13 protein-coding genes are annotated in these 16,834 nt (G+C 58.2%); 9 read left to right on the forward strand and 4 right to left on the reverse strand.

From position 1 onward, the window contains the following. Positions 1-91: 91 nt before the first annotated feature. On the reverse strand, positions 92-994 hold the full coding sequence (locus D7S44_RS16945; RefSeq protein ID WP_120456816.1) for a LysR family transcriptional regulator: 903 nt from the start codon (positions 992-994) through the stop codon (positions 92-94). 98 nt (positions 995-1,092) lie between these two features. Here D7S44_RS16945 and aptA point away from each other — a divergent pair, with 98 nt between their 5' ends. The 5 genes from aptA to D7S44_RS16970 are packed head-to-tail and all read left to right on the forward strand — an operon-like array spanning position 1,093 to position 6,661. Further along, on the forward strand, positions 1,093-2,424 hold the full coding sequence (gene aptA, locus D7S44_RS16950; protein ID WP_120456817.1) for an omega-aminotransferase AptA: 1,332 nt from the start codon (positions 1,093-1,095) through the stop codon (positions 2,422-2,424). 14 nt (positions 2,425-2,438) lie between these two features. Next, on the forward strand, positions 2,439-3,935 hold the full coding sequence (locus D7S44_RS16955; protein ID WP_120456819.1) for a CoA-acylating methylmalonate-semialdehyde dehydrogenase: 1,497 nt from the start codon (positions 2,439-2,441) through the stop codon (positions 3,933-3,935). Between the two features lie 11 nt (positions 3,936-3,946). Continuing rightward, a complete protein-coding gene (locus tag D7S44_RS16960; protein WP_257026044.1) occupies positions 3,947-5,278 on the forward strand; it encodes a D-amino acid dehydrogenase in 1,332 nt (443 codons plus the stop codon). 21 nt (positions 5,279-5,299) lie between these two features. After that, positions 5,300-6,370: a catabolic alanine racemase DadX gene (gene dadX / locus D7S44_RS16965; RefSeq protein WP_120456822.1), complete on the forward strand. Its 1,071-nt coding sequence runs from the start codon at positions 5,300-5,302 to the stop codon at positions 6,368-6,370. A gap of 12 nt (positions 6,371-6,382) precedes the next feature. Then, a complete protein-coding gene (locus D7S44_RS16970) occupies positions 6,383-6,661 on the forward strand; it encodes a hypothetical protein (protein ID WP_120456823.1) in 279 nt (92 codons plus the stop codon). Positions 6,662-6,682: 21 nt separating this feature from the next. Here D7S44_RS16970 and D7S44_RS16975 read toward each other — a convergent pair whose 3' ends face one another. Beyond that, entirely contained in the window at positions 6,683-7,279 is a 597-nt protein-coding gene (locus D7S44_RS16975; RefSeq protein ID WP_120456825.1) for a short chain dehydrogenase, read from the reverse strand. A 101-nt stretch (positions 7,280-7,380) separates the two neighbouring features. Between D7S44_RS16975 and D7S44_RS16980 the strand changes: the two genes are divergently transcribed. The 4 genes from D7S44_RS16980 (at position 7,381) to D7S44_RS16995 (ending at position 10,818) form a co-directional block, all read left to right on the forward strand. Continuing rightward, positions 7,381-8,283, forward strand: a complete 903-nt coding sequence (locus D7S44_RS16980; RefSeq protein WP_167456979.1) for a LysR substrate-binding domain-containing protein — start codon at positions 7,381-7,383, stop codon at positions 8,281-8,283. 21 nt (positions 8,284-8,304) lie between these two features. Further along, entirely contained in the window at positions 8,305-8,865 is a 561-nt protein-coding gene (locus D7S44_RS16985; RefSeq protein WP_240629484.1) for a DUF2243 domain-containing protein, read from the forward strand. Continuing rightward, positions 8,865-9,674: a cytochrome c oxidase assembly protein gene (locus tag D7S44_RS16990; protein WP_120456830.1), complete on the forward strand. Its 810-nt coding sequence runs from the start codon at positions 8,865-8,867 to the stop codon at positions 9,672-9,674. Before D7S44_RS16985 ends, D7S44_RS16990 begins: the two co-directional genes overlap by 1 nt. 529 nt (positions 9,675-10,203) lie before the next feature. Then, positions 10,204-10,818: a response regulator transcription factor gene (locus D7S44_RS16995; protein ID WP_120456832.1), complete on the forward strand. Its 615-nt coding sequence runs from the start codon at positions 10,204-10,206 to the stop codon at positions 10,816-10,818. 32 nt (positions 10,819-10,850) lie between these two features. Here D7S44_RS16995 and D7S44_RS17000 read toward each other — a convergent pair whose 3' ends face one another. Continuing rightward, complete coding sequence (locus tag D7S44_RS17000) at positions 10,851-16,418, reverse strand: ATP-binding sensor histidine kinase (protein WP_120456834.1); 5,568 nt, start codon at positions 16,416-16,418, stop codon at positions 10,851-10,853. Then, positions 16,415-16,804, reverse strand: a complete 390-nt coding sequence (locus D7S44_RS17005) for a response regulator transcription factor (RefSeq protein ID WP_120456835.1) — start codon at positions 16,802-16,804, stop codon at positions 16,415-16,417. The genes D7S44_RS17000 and D7S44_RS17005 overlap by 4 nt, the downstream gene beginning before the upstream one ends. Positions 16,805-16,834 lie beyond the last annotated feature (30 nt).

Raw genomic sequence — 16,834 nt, forward strand, 5'->3', positions numbered from 1 at the left:
AGTCAACCAATATGGTTTACTTATGGTCAAACTTTGACGCCGATCGCCAGATGGGTGTGACCGGCGTCATAAAGCAGAAGAGAGGCGGGTTTTAGAGATCGAGTGACTGGATGAATTTTTCCAGAATGGCATTTGCACGGCGGCCGGTGCGGGTGGCGATACCGATTTTACTGCTGAAGTGCAGGCGCGCTGGCGCAACGGCGCGCATCTGCGCTTTTTCCACCCACTGCGCGGCATAGTGATCGGGCAGGAAGCCGATAAAGCGTCCGGTCAGGATCAGAAACGCGATGCCTTCACGATCAGAGGCGGTCGCCGTGCAGTGCAGCTTCTGATGCATGCCAATCGCCTCGGCCGTCATGCGAAAGCCCGGCGCAACGGCGTCAAACTGCATCAGCTGTGCGTCGTCAGGCGGCGTTTCCTGAGAGAAGAGCGGGTGCTTGCTGCTACAGTAAAGGTTTGATTTCTCATCATAAAGCTGCATGTAGTCCAGTCCCGAAATCGGCGACGTCAGCGGCAGCGCGCCGACATGCAGCCGGCCGTCCATCAGCCCGCGTTCGATATCAGAAGCGGTCATCATGCTGATATTCAGCCGAATATCCGGGCCGCTGGCGCGCAGCGAATCCAGCGCATGGGTGATTTTCATACGCGGCTGCGTCACCAGATTATTAATAATCCCGATATTGAACTCGCCGCGCAGCTGCTTGTGCATCTGGTTAACCTGCTGCCGGAAGTTCTCAATCGCCGCCATCATGCTGTCGCTGTGCCTGAGAATCTCGCGCCCTTCATCCGTCAGCGCAAAGCCCGATCGTCCGCGCTGGCACAGACGCATACCCAGCCGCTTTTCCAGGTCGCTCATGTTAAGGCTGATGGCGGAGCGCGTAATGCCCAGCAGGCTTTCTGCGGCTGAGAAACTTCCGCACTCGCTCACCGTTTTAAATATGCGCAGCAGCTTCAGGTCAAAATCGGTGACCTGGGCCAGAGATTTGCTTTTCATAAGGTGAGATTTTCCATAAGTGAAGGTGAGTTTATATGCATTTAACTTACCTGAGACTTGATTGCAAACTCTCCTGACACCCGTCTGGAGGAAAAATCATGTCCGAATCCGTTAATACCGCCTCGCTCAATTTACAGGCGCACTGGATGCCATTCAGCGCCAACCGTAATTTCCAGCGCGATCCGCGCTTTATCGTTGCCGCTGAGGGACGCTGGCTAACGGATGATAAGGGGCGGCAGATATTCGACAGCCTCTCCGGACTCTGGACCTGCGGCGCTGGCCATACCCGCAGCGCGATCCAGCAGGCCGTGGCGAAGCAGCTCAGCACGCTCGATTACTCGCCCGGCTTCCAGTACGGTCATCCGCTCTCGTTTCAGCTGGCCGACAAGATCGCGCGCCGCATGCCAGGCGAGTTAAATCACGTCTTTTTTACCGGTTCAGGCTCCGAGTCAGCCGATACGGCAGTGAAGATGGCGCGTGCCTACTGGCGCGCCAAAGGCCAGCCGGCGAAAACCAAACTGATTGGCCGGGCGCGTGGCTACCACGGCGTGAATATCGCCGGGACCAGCCTGGGCGGCATCGGCGGCAACCGCAAGATGTTCGGCCAGTTTATGGATGTCGATCATCTCCCGCACACGCTACAGGCCGATCTTCCTTTTACCCGAGGACAGGCTGAAACCGGCGGCGAAGCGCTGGCGAATGAGATGCTCAGGCTGATTGAGCTGCATGACGCCTCGAACATTGCCGCGCTGATCGTCGAGCCGCTCTCGGGATCCGCCGGTGCCATTATCCCGCCGCGCGGCTATCTGCAGCGCCTGCGTGAAATCTGTACCCAGCACAATATCCTGCTGATATTCGATGAGGTCATTACCGGCTTTGGCCGCATGGGGCGCTGGAGCGGCGCGGAGTATTTTGGCGTCACGCCAGATATGCTCAATTTCGCCAAACAGGTCACTAATGGCGCTATTCCACTCGGCGGCGTGGTCGCCAGCAGCGAAATCTATAACACCTTTATGTCGCAGTCGCTGCCCGAGCACGCCGTTGAGTTTGCCCACGGCTACACCTACTCAGCGCACCCGGTCGCCTGCGCGGCGGGGCTTGCGACCCTCGACCTGCTGGAGAGCGAGTCGCTGATTGCCCAGTCTGCCGAACTGGCGCCCTGCTTTGAGCGCACCCTTCACGCCCTTGCCCGCTGTCCAAACGTCGTCGATATCCGTAACTGCGGTCTGGTGGGCGCTATTCAGCTGGCGCCGCGGGACGGCGATGCCACCGTTCGGCCTTTCGATGCCGGGATGGCGCTATGGAAAGCGGGTTTTTACGTGCGTTTTGGCGGCGACACGCTGCAGTTCGGCCCGATGTTCAACACGCAGCCCGCGGAACTGGATCGCCTGTTCGACGCGGTGGGCGAAGCCCTGCATCACATCAGTTAAGCGAGGCAAGCAACATGACCATTATTACCCATCTGATAAACGGCGAAATGCGCAAGCCCGACGGCCGTACAGCCAGCGTGTTCAACCCCGCTACCGGCGAAGTGATTCGTCAGGTTGAGCTGGCGAGCGCCACCACGGTACAGGAGGCGATTGCTGCCGCCAGCGCCGCGCTGCCCGCCTGGCGCAGCATGCCCCCGGCGAAGCGGGCGCAGGTGCTGTTTCGCTTTAAACAGCTACTGGAGGCCAATGAAAAAGCGATCGTTCAGCTTATCAGCGAAGAGCATGGCAAGACCCTGGAGGACGCGGCGGGCGAGCTGAAGCGCGGAATAGAGAACGTGGAATACGCCAGCGCGGCGCCTGAATTGCTTAAAGGCGAATACAGCCGCAATGCGGGACCGGATATCGACTCATGGAGTGACTTTCATGCGGTAGGCGTGGTGGCTGGCATTACGCCCTTTAACTTTCCAGCCATGGTGCCGCTGTGGATGTATCCGCTGGCGATCGCCTGCGGCAACACCTTTGTGCTCAAGCCGTCTGAGCGCGATCCCAGCTCCACGCTGCTTATCGCCTCGCTGTTCCAGCAGGCTGGCTTACCCGCAGGCGTGCTGAACGTGGTGAACGGCGATAAAGAGGCGGTCGATGCGCTGATCGAAAGCGACGAGGTGAAGGCGATCAGCTTTGTCGGCTCTACGCCGGTTGCCGAGTATATCTACCGCGAAGGCACCCGGCGCGGCAAACGCGTGCAGGCGCTGGGCGGAGCGAAAAATCATGCGGTCGTCATGCCGGACGCCGATCTTGATAACGCGGTCAGCGCGCTGATGGGGGCTGCCTACGGCTCCTGCGGCGAGCGCTGCATGGCAATCTCTGTCGCGGTATGTGTCGGCGATGCGGTGGCTGATGCGCTCATCGCCCGGCTCTCGCCCAAAATCACTGCGCTGAAGGTCGGGGCGGGCACCGCCTGCGGCCTGGATATGGGCCCGCTGGTGACCGCCGCGCACAAGGAAAAGGTGACCGGCTACATCGATGACGGGGTCGCCGCGGGCGCTGAGCTGGTCATTGACGGCCGCACGCTGCGCGTAGCAGGTCACGAGAACGGCTACTTCCTCGGGGGATGCCTGTTCGATCGCGTCACGCCGGAGATGCGTATCTATAAAGAGGAGATATTCGGACCCGTTCTCTGCGTGGTGCGCGTCAGCTCGCTTGGCGAAGCCATCGCGCTGATCAACCGTCATGAATATGGCAACGGCACCTGTATTTTTACGCGTGACGGCGAAGCGGCGCGCACCTTCGGCAACGAAATCGAAGCGGGCATGGTCGGCGTTAACGTGCCGCTGCCGGTGCCGGTCGCCTTTCACAGCTTTGGCGGCTGGAAACGCTCACTGTTCGGCGATCTGCATGCTTACGGTCCTGACGGCGTGCGCTTCTATACGCGTCGTAAAACCATCACTCAGCGCTGGCCCCGGCAGAAATCGCAGGAAGCGGCGCAGTTTGCCTTCCCCAGCAACAGCTAACCCTGAAACGGCTGCCTGGCAGCCGCTACGCTCAAGGAGTTCGCCAGATGAAAGTATTAATTTTGGGTAGCGGCGTGGTCGGCGTGACCAGCGCGTGGTATCTCGCCAAAGCCGGACACGAAGTGACTGTGGTGGATCGTCAGCCAGCCGCCGCGGAGGAGACCAGCGCGGGCAACGCGGGACAGATCTCGCCCGGCTACGCGACGCCCTGGGCTGCGCCGGGCATCCCGTTAAAAGCCATCAAATGGATGTTTCAGAAGCACGCGCCGCTGGCGCTTCGCCCGGATGGCTCGCTGTTTCAGCTGCAGTGGATGTGGCAGATGCTGAAAAACTGCAACGCGGAGCAGTATGCCGTTAACAAAGCGCGTATGGTGCGCATCGCCGAATACAGCCGCGACTGTCTGCGTGAACTGCGCCGCGACACCGGGATGCATTACCACGAGCGTCAGGGTGGCACCTTACAGCTGTTTCGCACCGACGCGCAGTTCGCTCATGCGGCGCAGGATATTGCTGTATTAGAGGAGGCTGGCGTGCCCTATGAGCTGCTGGAGCCGCATCAGCTGCGGCTCTCGGAGCCAGCGCTTGCCGCCTCGGCGCACAAGCTGACGGGAGGATTGCGCCTGCCTAACGATGAAACGGGCGACTGCCAGATGTTTACTAAAAAGCTGGCGCAGCGGGCCGCGGCGGCTGGCGTGACCTTTGTCTATGACCTTGACGTCGAGCGTTTGATCGCAGAGGGCGACCGTATTATCGGCGTGAAGTGCGGAGAGCGTCTGATGACCGCCGATCGCTATATCGTGGCGCTTGGCTCCTTTTCGACCCGGCTGTTAAAGGGGCTGGTCTCCCTTCCTGTTTACCCGCTGAAAGGCTACTCGCTGACGATTCCCATTGCCGACGCCGCTAAGGCGCCCGCCTCCACCATCCTTGATGAAACCTATAAGGTCGCGGTGACGCGCTTTGACGATCGCATTCGCGTCGGCGGCATGGCGGAAATCGTCGGCTTTAATACCCGCCTGAAAAATGCGCGGCGAGAAACGCTGAAAATGGTAGTAGAGGATCTTTATCCCGGCGGCGGCGATCTCGCCAGCGCGACGTTCTGGACCGGGCTGCGGCCCATGACCCCGGATGGCACCCCGATCGTTGGCGCCACCCGCTTTAAAAACCTCTATCTCAATACCGGTCACGGCACGCTGGGATGGACGATGGCCTGCGGTTCGGGGCAGCTGATAGCCGACCTGATTTCTGGCACCACGCCCGCTATCCCTTTCAGCGATCTGTCCGTTGCGCGCTATCACGGCATGACCGGAGAACGTTTCAACGATACGGCTGTAGAAGCCCATTAACCGATAGCTGGAGGAGCGCCTGTGCCACGTCCTGTTCGGGCTGAAATCTCGCCTGCCGCCCTGCGGCATAATCTTGCTCTTATTCGTCAGAAAGCGGGCCAGGCAAAAATCTGGTCCGTGGTAAAAGCGAACGCGTACGGACACGGTATCGATCATGTCTGGCGGGCTTTGCAAAGCAGCGATGGTTTTGCCCTGCTCGATCTTAATGAAGCGATCCGGCTGCGGGAGCTGGGCTGGACGGGTCCGATCCTGCTGCTGGAGGGGTTTTTCGAGCCTGACGATCTGCTGCTTATCGACCGCTATCAGCTGACAACCGCCGTGCACAGCTTCTGGCAGCTGGCCGCTATAGCCGCCGCTCGCGTACAGCGCCCCATTCCTGTTTACCTGAAGGTGAATTCCGGTATGAACCGTCTCGGCTTTGCGCCGGAGCGCCTCCATGCCGCCTGGCGTGAGGCCAGCGCCACGCCTCAGATCGGGGAAATCACCCTTATGTCCCACTTCGCCAGCGCCGACGACGAAGCGGGCGTCGCGGAGCCGATGGCGCTGATCGGGTCGCTGACGGCAGCGTTGCGGCTGCCGCATTGCCTGGCTAACTCTGCGGCAACCTTATGGCATCCGCAAACCCATGCGGACTGGGTGCGTCCCGGGATCGTGCTTTATGGCGCATCGCCCAGCGGTCGCTGGCAGGATATTGCCGATACCGGCCTTATGCCGGTGATGCGCTTAACCAGCCAGATTATCGCCGTGCAGCATTTACAGGCAGGCGCCCGCGTTGGCTACGGTGGCAGGTTTAGCGCAGCGGGGCCGCAGCGTATCGGGATTGTGGCCTGCGGCTATGCGGACGGCTATCCCAGGCAGGCTCCCAGCGGGACGCCAGTGCTGGTGAATGGCGTGAAAACAGGCATCGTCGGCACCGTCTCTATGGACATGATCGCCGTTGACCTGACCCCCTGCCCTGATGCGCAGGCAGGCAGCCCGGTGGAGCTGTGGGGGCCCGCGCTGCCGGTGGATGACGTTGCGCACGCGGCCGGCACCCTGGGTTATGAGTTACTCAGCGCGCTGGCCCCCAGAGTGCCCGTCGTTACAGGTTAAGGAGGCTTAAAGATGAACCGGTTCGATGTTGAAGATAAAGCGCACTTTTATTATTGCGCGCTAGTCGCCCTTAAGTTCGCCGCTAAATATCAGGCTGCGCGATCCCCCACGGCACACATTATTTTCCTGAGCCGCTGGCTCAGACGCGCCAGCGACAGGCGTCTGTTCCCCCGAGGCGTGGAGTCTGAGATTGTCTGGCTGCGCCAGACAATCAGCGCCGGAGGCCCGTTTATGAATATTGAACAGCTCCTGCTGACTGTTTATAAACAGGCGCACGCGCTGGCGAAGTGATTTCGCCAGCGCGTATCACTCTTACCAGACGCGGTAAACTTTGCCGTTATCAATGCCCTCCAGGCTCCGGCGATAGGCCAGAGCGACGCGGCTGGCTGCGGCGCTTTCAAAACCGGGGAAAAAGGGGCCATATTTTTCCAGCGCTTCAGTAAGAACCGTTGGGCTGACCGCATTAATACGCTGCCCCTGCAACTCGTTGGCCGCGGCAAGCACGAACCCTTCCAGCGCGCCGTTTACCGCCGTCGCGTTAACGCCGGTGCGGATAGGGTGCTGGGTCAGAATTCCGGTGGTGAGCGTAAAGACGCCGCCGGGCTTCAGATAGTGCTGTCCGATCAGCACAAGCCTGACCTGCCCCATCAGCTTATCCTGCAGCCCTTTATTGAACTGCTCGCTGCTCATCTCATTTAGGGGGCCGAAGTGAACGCTGCCGGTCGCCGCGATAATAGCGTCCAGCTCGCCGCTTTGCTCAAACAGCCGCTTAACGCTGGACTCATCCGTCAGGTCAACCTGCAGATCGCCCTGGGTTTTACCCACCCGAATAATGTCGTGATCCGGGGCAAGGTTATCCACTACCGCCCGGCCGATGGTGCCGCTGGCGCCAATTACCATGACTTTCATTGCCATTCCTCATTAATAAAACCTGATTCCATATTGATAGATTGCAATCAGCAGAAAAACAGGCCAAAAATTAAAACATCACAAACTAAAAGTTAGTAATCATGAATAAACTACGCGGCATGGAGGTTTTTGTTGCGGTGGTCGAGAGCGGCAGCTTTAGCGAAGCGGCAAAGCGGCTCGATATCTCTTCAGTGATGGTGGGAAAAACCGTCGCGCAGATGGAGACGCAGCTACAGGCGAGGCTGCTGCAGCGCAATACCCGTCGCCAGACCCTGACGGAAGCGGGTAAGGCCTGGTATGAAGAGTGCCTTCACGTGCTTGATGCGCTCCACTCAGCCGAAAACCGTATAGAAAGCCTGCGTCGTTTTCCTGCCGGCAGCCTTCGCATCAGCGCCGCGACAACGCTGGGCAGCACGCTTGTTGCGCCCTTATGCAGTGAATTTCAGCAGCAGTTTCCCGACGTGCATATTGAGCTTGATCTCAGCGATCGTTTTGTCGATGTCGTTGCCGAAGGGTTTGATTTTGTTTTCCGTATCGGCGAGCTGCCCACTGATACGCCGCTGGTCGCTCAGCGTCTGGGCGACTACCGTATGGTCATCGCGGGCGCTCCTGCCTACCTGGCGCGCTATGGTGCGCCGCAAAGTACGGACGCGCTGAAAACGCATCGCTGTCTGCGCTACAGCAACTGGAACAGCCTTAACGGCTGGCGCAGCGGCGACAGTCTGCTGTGGCCGGGGAACGCAACCTTCAGCTGTAACGACGGACAGGCTTTACGCCGCGCCGCGCTGGCAGGCGCGGGGCTGATTTTACAGCCGCGGTTTTTGTTAGCTGATGATATCGCGGCCGGGCGGCTGGTTCCGCTGCTGGAGGATGCACTGCCTGCGCCGCGCCCCATTCATCTGCTCTGGCGGCAGGATGTGCATTACGTGGCCAAACATCGCAGCTTTGTCGAATGGATAAGTTTACGTGCGCCGCACGAGATTGCGCGCTATGAGAAAAAATAACGGCGCGCGCCTGGCTGCTAGTTGAAAAGCGAAACGGTCATGGTGAAGAACCTTCAGTTAAAAACTGGACTTCTCGCATTTTTTTACCAGGATTTTACGGCAAAGAAAACCAGACAACCTCAGGAGAGGACAATGAGCTTACCCGAGCGGAAAGATCCCCGGCGGTCACTGATGGCAACGATCCCGCTTGGGGTGGGGATGATGGCTGCGCTGGATGAAGTTGTGTTTCACCAGATCCTTGCCTGGCACCATTTTTTTGACTGGGGCACGCCAGCGTTCAGCCTGCTGTCCGACGGGATACTGCACTCCGGCGAGCTGATCTTTTTTGTCGCGGGATTCTATTTATTTGCCGATTTACGTCGCCGTCAGGCGATAGATCGCCTGCCCGCCTGGGCGGGGTTCTTTTTTGGCCTCGGTGGATTCCAGCTGTTTGATGGCATCGTCGATCATAAACTTCTCCGACTGCATCAGGTCCGATACGTAGATAACCTGCTGCTGTACGATCTGACCTGGAATGCAGCAGGGTTGCTACTGCTGCTTATCGGCTGGATGTTGCTGCGCCGGTCGGCAGGGAAACGCTGATGGATCACGCCATGCATCATGGCTCGTCGAGCGCCACGGCGCTGCTGCTTTTGCTGCTGGTTGTGCTGCCCGCGCTGATACTCTGCGTTTATCTCTTTTACGCTTATCGACTGCGGCGCTCGCCCCGCTCGCGCTGGAGCGGCTGGCGAACGGCGAGCTTTTCCGCCGGGATCCTGATGATTATGGCGGCGATGCTGCCGCCGATAGCAGACTGGGCCCACCGGGATATGCGCGGTCATATGGTTCAGCATCTGCTGCTGGGCATGTTTGGCCCGCTCGGCCTGGTATTTGGCGCGCCGGGGATACTTTTGCTGCGTAACGCATCGCGCGAAATGTCACGCAGGCTGATGGCGTTCCTTAACGCTCGACCCGTTCGTGTGCTTATTCATCCTGTCACTGCGGCGGTGCTCGACATCGGCGGCATGTACCTGCTCTACCTGACGCCGTTTTATCTGTTTAGCATGACCCATCCCGCGGCGTTTGTTTTCCTGCACCTCCATTTTGTCCTCTCCGGCTATCTGTTCACCTGGTCGATTGCGGGCCCCGATCCTGCGCCGCGTCGTCCCGGCAGGGCGATGCGCCTCGCCGTTCTGTTTCTGGCGACGGCGGCCCATGGCATTCTTGCAAAGATCATGTATGGCTACGGTTATCCACGCGCGACCATGAGCCCGTTAAGTGAAATAGAGGCGGCGGCGGAATGGATGTATTACGGCGGGGATGCCGCAGAACTGGTGCTGATTTTTGCCTTCTTCTCCCTGTGCTATAAACACCGCAGCGCCCTTCCCGACTCCTGTCTGCCTTTGCGTTAGGGCTGCTGGATAACAGCAGAAGCGGGGGCCGGGCGACTTTCCGCTAATTACTCAACCGCACGCGGCGATTTTAAAAGCCGCCTGCGCCCTCTTTCTGCGGGATCTCTTATAAATAAAACGCCAGCGTCAGCGACATTTTTTAAACCAGAATTAACGGTGAAAAAAGGGTCTTAAAAAAGCTGCGGCTATAAATAACCAACCAGAAACGCGACATAAACCCTGCAAGCGGAATAGTCTGTAAGTTCTGCGACAGAATTATTACAGACGCTGGATTAACTGCCTTAATATATAGACTAACATGCTAAAACTTGCCTGGTGATAAGGACGAGGCATAAACAGAAAATGATGTATTGCCTGATAAAATATCAATATGATTTTCCTCTGTGCCGTTAAAACCTGCACAATATCAGCCGGGTAAGCGACGCATGACGCTGTTAGCCATTACAATGGATGATTCCATTCATACTGCGTTCAGGATATATTGACTCGCCTGCAAACACAGAAAGAATAAAAGCCAGAATGCATCCTTATGGATAAAACAATTTATATCGTTGATGATGAAGAATCGGTCATCGCCTCGCTGCAGAACCTTCTCAGTTCCGAAGGTTACCAGGTTTCGACTTTTCTCTCTCCGTCTGCCTTTCTTGACCAGGCCGATTACAGTACGCCCTGCTGCCTGATAGTGGATCTGAACATGCCGGGGCTTGATGGTTTTGATGTCTCGCTTCATCTGACGGAGCGGGGCTATTCGATTCCGACCATCTTTCTGACCGGGTATGGCACCATCCCGCTTACCGTCAGGGCGATGAAGGCGGGTGCATTTGAGTTCCTCACCAAGCCCGTTATGCCGGACGCATTGCTGAGGGTGGTTTCAGAAGCACTGGCGCTGTCGGAAAAATGCGCGCTGGCGTCGCAGGAGAAGCGAGCAATGACCGCGCGCTTTAGTTCGCTGACGCCGCGCGAGAAAGAGCTTATGCAGTATGTTATTCGCGGCCTGCTGAACAAGCAGGTTGCGGCTGAAATGGGGATCAGCGAAATAACGGCTAAGGTGCATAAGCGCAGGGTAATGGAAAAAATGGCGGTCCGGTCAGTCTCGGACCTCGTCAGGGCGGCGGAAAAGCTGGGTCTGCCTGAGCAAAGCTAACCGCGCCCCGTTGCTGCCTGGATCGCCCTGCTTCAGGCTTGAGATGCGGGCGCCAAAGGCAGCGTAAACCAGAAAACGCTCCCGCCTTCCGGGCGGTTTTCCGCCCGTAATTCTCCACCATGTCGTTTGATGATTTCATTGCTGATCGTCAGCCCCATGCCCATTCCCTCCGCTTTGGTGGTGTAGAACGAATCGAACACTTTTCCGATCATCTCATCGGAAAGGCCCGTACCGTTATCAGCGACCTCCATACGGATAAGGTTGTCGCCCGGCTGGGAGGAGGAAATACGCAGGATGCTCATACCCGCGTTGTCGGTCATGGCTTCGATGGCGTTGATAACAAGGTTAAGCAGCACCTGCTGAATCTGTACGCTCTCACAAAAAATTTCATCACTCTCAGCGGCCAGGTTCAGCTCAAGGGAGACGAACCGGCGCTCCAGCTCAAGCCGCGACAGGTTTAATATATCCCGCGCGATAGGGTGCAGCCTTGCCGGAGCGAACTCCGCCGCCTGGTTACGGGTCAGCGCCTGAAGCCCGCGAATAATATCGCCCGCGCGGCGACCTTCCCGGATAATCTCCTCCATGCTCTGGCTGACATTTTCCAGCTGCGGCGGTTCGCGCTTCAGCCATCTCAGACCCGCGCCAGCGTTCGCTACAATCGACATCAGCGGCTGGTTGATCTCATGAGCGATGGAAGAGGTAAGCTGGCCCACCGTGGTCGCGCGGGCGACGCGAGCCAGATCCGCCTGCGCGATCCTGACCGCATCCTCAGACTGGCGTTGCGCGGTGATATCCGTCAGGGTGCCGAAATACTCCGCCACTTCAGGCCAGTTATCGTTTGGTTCGCCAATGCCTTTAATGTACCGACACTCGCCGTCATCGCGGATAATGCGAAACTCCGCCTGCATAACGACGCCTTTCTCAACGCTGGTCTCAATCAGCTCCCGCAGAGAGAGGATATCGTCCGGGTGAACGCGACGCTGAAACTCCGCCATTGAGGTGGTGATCTGCGTGTCCGGCAGCCCCATGATGCGTTTATATTCGTCGGAGATGTACTGGATGTCGGGCTCAACGTGCCAGTGCCAGGTGCCGGTATGGCTTATTTTCTCCCCCAGCATCAGCGACGTCTGACTGGCGCGCAGCTGCTTTTCGATTTTGCGGCGCTGGTTGTTCTCATCGACCAGTTCGGCATAGAGGCGAGCGGTCTCAAGAGAGACGGCGGCCTGCGCCCCGAGCATTGATACGATCCTGGAGTGATCGGCGGTGAAGACGTCAGGCATCAGCCGGTTTTCCAGATAGAGCACGCCGACCATCTGCGCCTGTCGGAACATCGGCACGCACATGACCGCCGCGCCAGACGCCACCAGATAATTATCCTGGCTGAAGGGGCTGAACACCTCCGGCTTACCGGTGCGAATCTCCTGGCCGGTGCGGATCACCGCAGATAAAACCGAAAGCGGGAGATCGGTCGCGGTGGGGAGTTCGCGCACAATTTTGACCTTCACCCCTTCGACGGTAGTGGACGCCCTCGCCTGAATTTCCGGTATATTGCCCTCGGTCAGCCGTATCAGCATGCAGTGCTGCGCCCCTGCCCGCTCGACCAGCATCATCATCAGAATATGAATAAGGCGATCCAGATTGATCTCCTCGGTGAGCGCGCGCATCACCGTCACCATGCTCTGCAGATCGCTACTCACCGCGCTTTGCTCAAAGGAGACGGTGCTCAGCGCGGTCTGCGTGTGATGTCCGGTAACAGAGGGATACTGCATCTCCAGCTGGCGCACCTTCGCGCCCGCGCCCCAGCGATCCCAGGCGGATATCGCCCCTTTGATATAGGCATCGCCCGAGAACCCCATATTTCTGGCATACGCCATACGCGCTGCCAGCTCGCACGCCAGCCCGTTGATATGATGGAACTGCCCTTCGCGCGACAAAGCGATGGCTTTTTCAAACTGTTCGGACGCCAGCGCAGCCTCTCCGTCAAGGCGCAGCAGCTCAGCGCGCAGCAGCGCCTCTTTGTCTGAAAAGGTTTTTGCGTTTACATTCGCCCAGGTGACGAGTTTGTCGAGATGCTGCTGCAGCTGCTGGCGTAACGGGCCGCTGAGGGGACCAGGCTTCAGCGGTATCGTCAGCGCCAGCGCGCTGTAGAGATGGAAATCCAGCATGTGCACATGGCCGGGAATATGGTCGGTAAAGGGCGCTGCATCGGCGAAGTACTGCGCGGCGCAGGCATATTCAGCGGCGAAAAAGTGCGCCATGCCTTTATAGAGCCGCGTCCAGAACTGGATCAGATACATAGGCTCAACGGCATTTTCAACTTTCACCGCCTCCAGCGTCGGAGGCAGGAAATCGCGGCCTGAAAATTCGCTTCCGCGCGGCTTACGCAGGAACTGAATATAATCCAGCTGCATGCTCAGAACGACCTCTACGTCCCGATACTGCGCCTTACGGACAAACAGCATGCCGCGCGTGACAGAGGTATGGACAGCCTCCAGATGGTCGCCGCGGGCAAGATAGTTCATCACCATATGGCGCAGCGCCAGGCAGGCTGACGTCCTGTCGCCGGTCTCAACCCCGACGTCAAAGGCGGCTTTTGCGCGTTCAATGGCATAGGTCAGCGGCATCGTCCAGACGCTGACCTGATCAAGCGGAAGAAGCGTACGCGCTTTAAAACTCACAAAATCATGTTTATACACCAGCTCGCGCGCCAGAAGCGTACTGGCGAATCCCCGGCTGTATTCAGCATATTGATCGCCGCACACCACGCCATACCAGGATAAGGCGAGAGTCGATGCGCCGCTCAGGCCGCGCGCCATCGTCAGATGCAGGAGCTGGCACAGGATCATAAAGTGCAGCCGCGGATTGCTGAAGGCGGCAAAGGTGCTGGCGCTGGCCATCAGGTTCATGACCGCTTCTGTTTTTTTACAGTTGAGGAGCGGCAGCGCGCGGAACCGGGAATAGGGGTTTTTACCGACCGCCTCTTTGAGGAGGATCCGTGCCGCATCGCACTCTTTGCTGTCCGGGTAGCGGTTGAGCTGAATGCCGAACACCGCCAGCCAGGCAAGCGCAGTCTCCAGCGCGAGTTTGCTGTCTGACTGGCGCATATGAATTTCGGCGATCAGACAGGCCGCTTCAGCTTTCTCCGTTATCTCGCCGGGCGAGGCCGCGATTTCCGAGCACAACGCCAGCGCGACAGCGAGGTTGCCGTTAAGGAATTCGCACTCGGCCTCCTCAAGTAAAAACTCCCCCTGATCGGCGCTGCCCGTGCTGTCATGAAGCAAGCGCGCGGTTCGCAGGTATCGCAGTGCCGAGAAATAATCGCCGCTATCTTTCGCTCGCCTGCTCGCTTTCAGCAGCAGCTGACCGAAGGTATGCGCATCATGCGCCAGCAGCCCGCTATTTTTAATCGTCAGCAGGTGGTGCGCGGCCCTGAAAAGAACGGCACTGGTGATGTCGACGTTCGACTTATGCATATAGTGCAGCGCGGCCAGATAATGGAAGGCATCCTGTTCGGCGGGTTCCAGCAGATTAAGCGCCGCCTCATGCATACTGTCATGCATGAAAGCGTACTCCCTGCCGTTCAGCGAAATCAGCTTTGCCACTACCGCTGGCAGAAGCGTCCGTTCAATCTCCGCCACGGCGAGATCGAGGATGCTGCTCATGGTATCCAGCTCACCTGCGCTGCCCAGAGAGGCGAACTTCCCCAGCAGATGGCGGGTCGGCAGCGGCAGCGTGGTCAGATGCTGCAACACGCTGGCCGCGACGTTTGCCGCATAGTGGCAGTTTTTGATCGCCTGCGCGTCGTAGGCCCAGCGAAATGGCGCGTTATGGGATATAAAGCCGTCGCGCAGCGCCTGGCGAAAAAAATCATGCGTTGCGAGCGGGTTGCCTGCGGTTTTTTCGTGAATAAGCTGCGCCAGCTCTGCCGTCTCGCCGCTGCGGGTATGAAAAAGCCCGGCCAGCCAGTTTGTTATCTTTTTTACTGAAAAGGGCTCGGGCGTGATATCCGTAATGCGGGCCGCGCAGGCCCGGACAGCTTTCAGATTCTCGGCTATCGCGGCGCAAGGTAACGAAACGCTGTCACGATGTGCAATCGCCAGCAGCAGAGGGATCTCCTCGCTCTGAGTCAGCAGGTTTTGCAGCAGCAGCAGCGTGGCGCGGTCGGCCCAGTGAACATCGTCGATAAGAATAACCAGCGGACGGCCCGGCGCCGTAAAGGCTTTAACCAGGCTGCATGCCACCAGGTTAAAGCGATTTCTGGCGTCAAGAGAGTGCGTATGCGTATGAACAGCCGCTTTCTGATTGAGCAATACGCCCAGCTCAGGCACCAGGTTGACCGCCAGCCCGGCATAGTCGCCCAGCAGGCAGGCGATGTGCGCCTTCCAGCGCGTCATCTCTTCGGTGGGAAGACCCAGCACATGCAGCGTCAGCGTTCTGAAGGCGGCGGTAAAAACAGCGTAGGGTAAAACGGGAGAGTGGCGGTCCGCCTTAACGACGGTCATCAGGGCGTTCTTATTCCGCAGCAGCTTAAACGACGAGGCGATCAACGAAGATTTGCCCGCGCCCGGCGCGCCGCTTATCACCACCAGACTGTGTTTGCCGCTTCTGCTGACCTCGTCGAAAGCCGCCAGAATATCGGTCGCCTGAGGATGATCCGAACAGAGCGCGTCGGATGATAAATTCGCAGCCTGAGAATCCTGCATGCCGAGAGCAAAAGTCTCTATCTTTCCATCCGGCCTCAGCGTCGATGCGCAACGCCGCAGATCGGCCAGTACCCCTTCCGCCGTCTGGTAACGGTACTCCGGCGATTTCGCCAGCAGCCGTAAGATGATGGCGGAGAGAACAGCCGGGATCTCCTGTCGTATCAGATGAGGCGGCAGCGCTTCTGACGCAATATGGTGGTGTACCCACTCTGCATGGCCGCCATCGGCATTGCCATAAGGGAGTCTGCCGGTCAATAACTCATACAGCACAATACCCAGACTGTACAAATCGCTCACGCGGCTCACAGGGTGCGCTGAGCGGGAAGTATGCTCAGGCGACATATAGGCGAGCGTGCCGCCCGCGACCGGCAGGCGCGGCTGCTGAAGCAGGTCGCTGTCTACCGATGCCAGTCCGAAGCCGCCAAGGTGAACGGTGCCTTCATCGCTGTAAAAAAAGTTCGCCGGTTTGATATCGCCGTGCACCAGACCCTGCTGATGCATCAGGCTCAGCGTATTGCAGAGCAGCGTTGCGCTGGCAAGAAATTCAGCGATGCCGCCAGGGGGCATACTGAGGATATCCGCCAGCGTACGGTAGTTAAAGGCGCTGTAAATCAGGGCGTAACGGCCCTGACAGAGCGTGTGGCTCAGGGGTTTTAACGCCCAGCGCTCAGAGAGTCTGGTACGCAGCGCATACTCATTTTTCAGCAGTTGCGTAACCTGAAAAACCGACTCTTCATTGCCTGCGGTAGCCAGCACAAAGGTTTCGCCGGTAACCGCATGTCGACACAGAAACCACTCAACATTGCCCTCCTGCGCCAGCGGGCTAAAGGAGATATCGTCTGACAGCGCGATTGAATCGTTTTCTGCTAAATCTGACGTTTGCGGATTGATGCTCATTGGCGAGCGGCCCTCGAGGAGAACGCCTGACGGATATGTTCAAACAACGTATCAATCTCGATAGGTTTTGGCAAAAAAGCGACTGCGCCAAGATCGATGGCGTACCGCAGCATGCTGTCATCTCCGTTGCCGGAAACGAGAATACCCGGCGGACTGGAGAGCCGCCGGGTAAGATTGATGAAAAGCTCGAAACCATTCATGCCTTTCAGTTGCACATCAATGATAAACAGCGCGGCATTCGCCATCGCGCCTTCATCACAGAGAAGCGATTCTGCCGATTCAAAAGCCTGGGTGAGATAACCTTCAGACTGAAGCAAGTTGGTAAGCCCATTGCGGACAGAACGTTCATCATCGACGACGACGACGATGCGCTGCGACAGCTGCATGCTGTTTTCCTTACGTGAAACTCAGGCCTG

The sequence above is a fragment of the Pantoea piersonii genome (assembly GCF_003612015.1).
GTDB lineage: Bacteria > Pseudomonadota > Gammaproteobacteria > Enterobacterales > Enterobacteriaceae > Pantoea > Pantoea piersonii.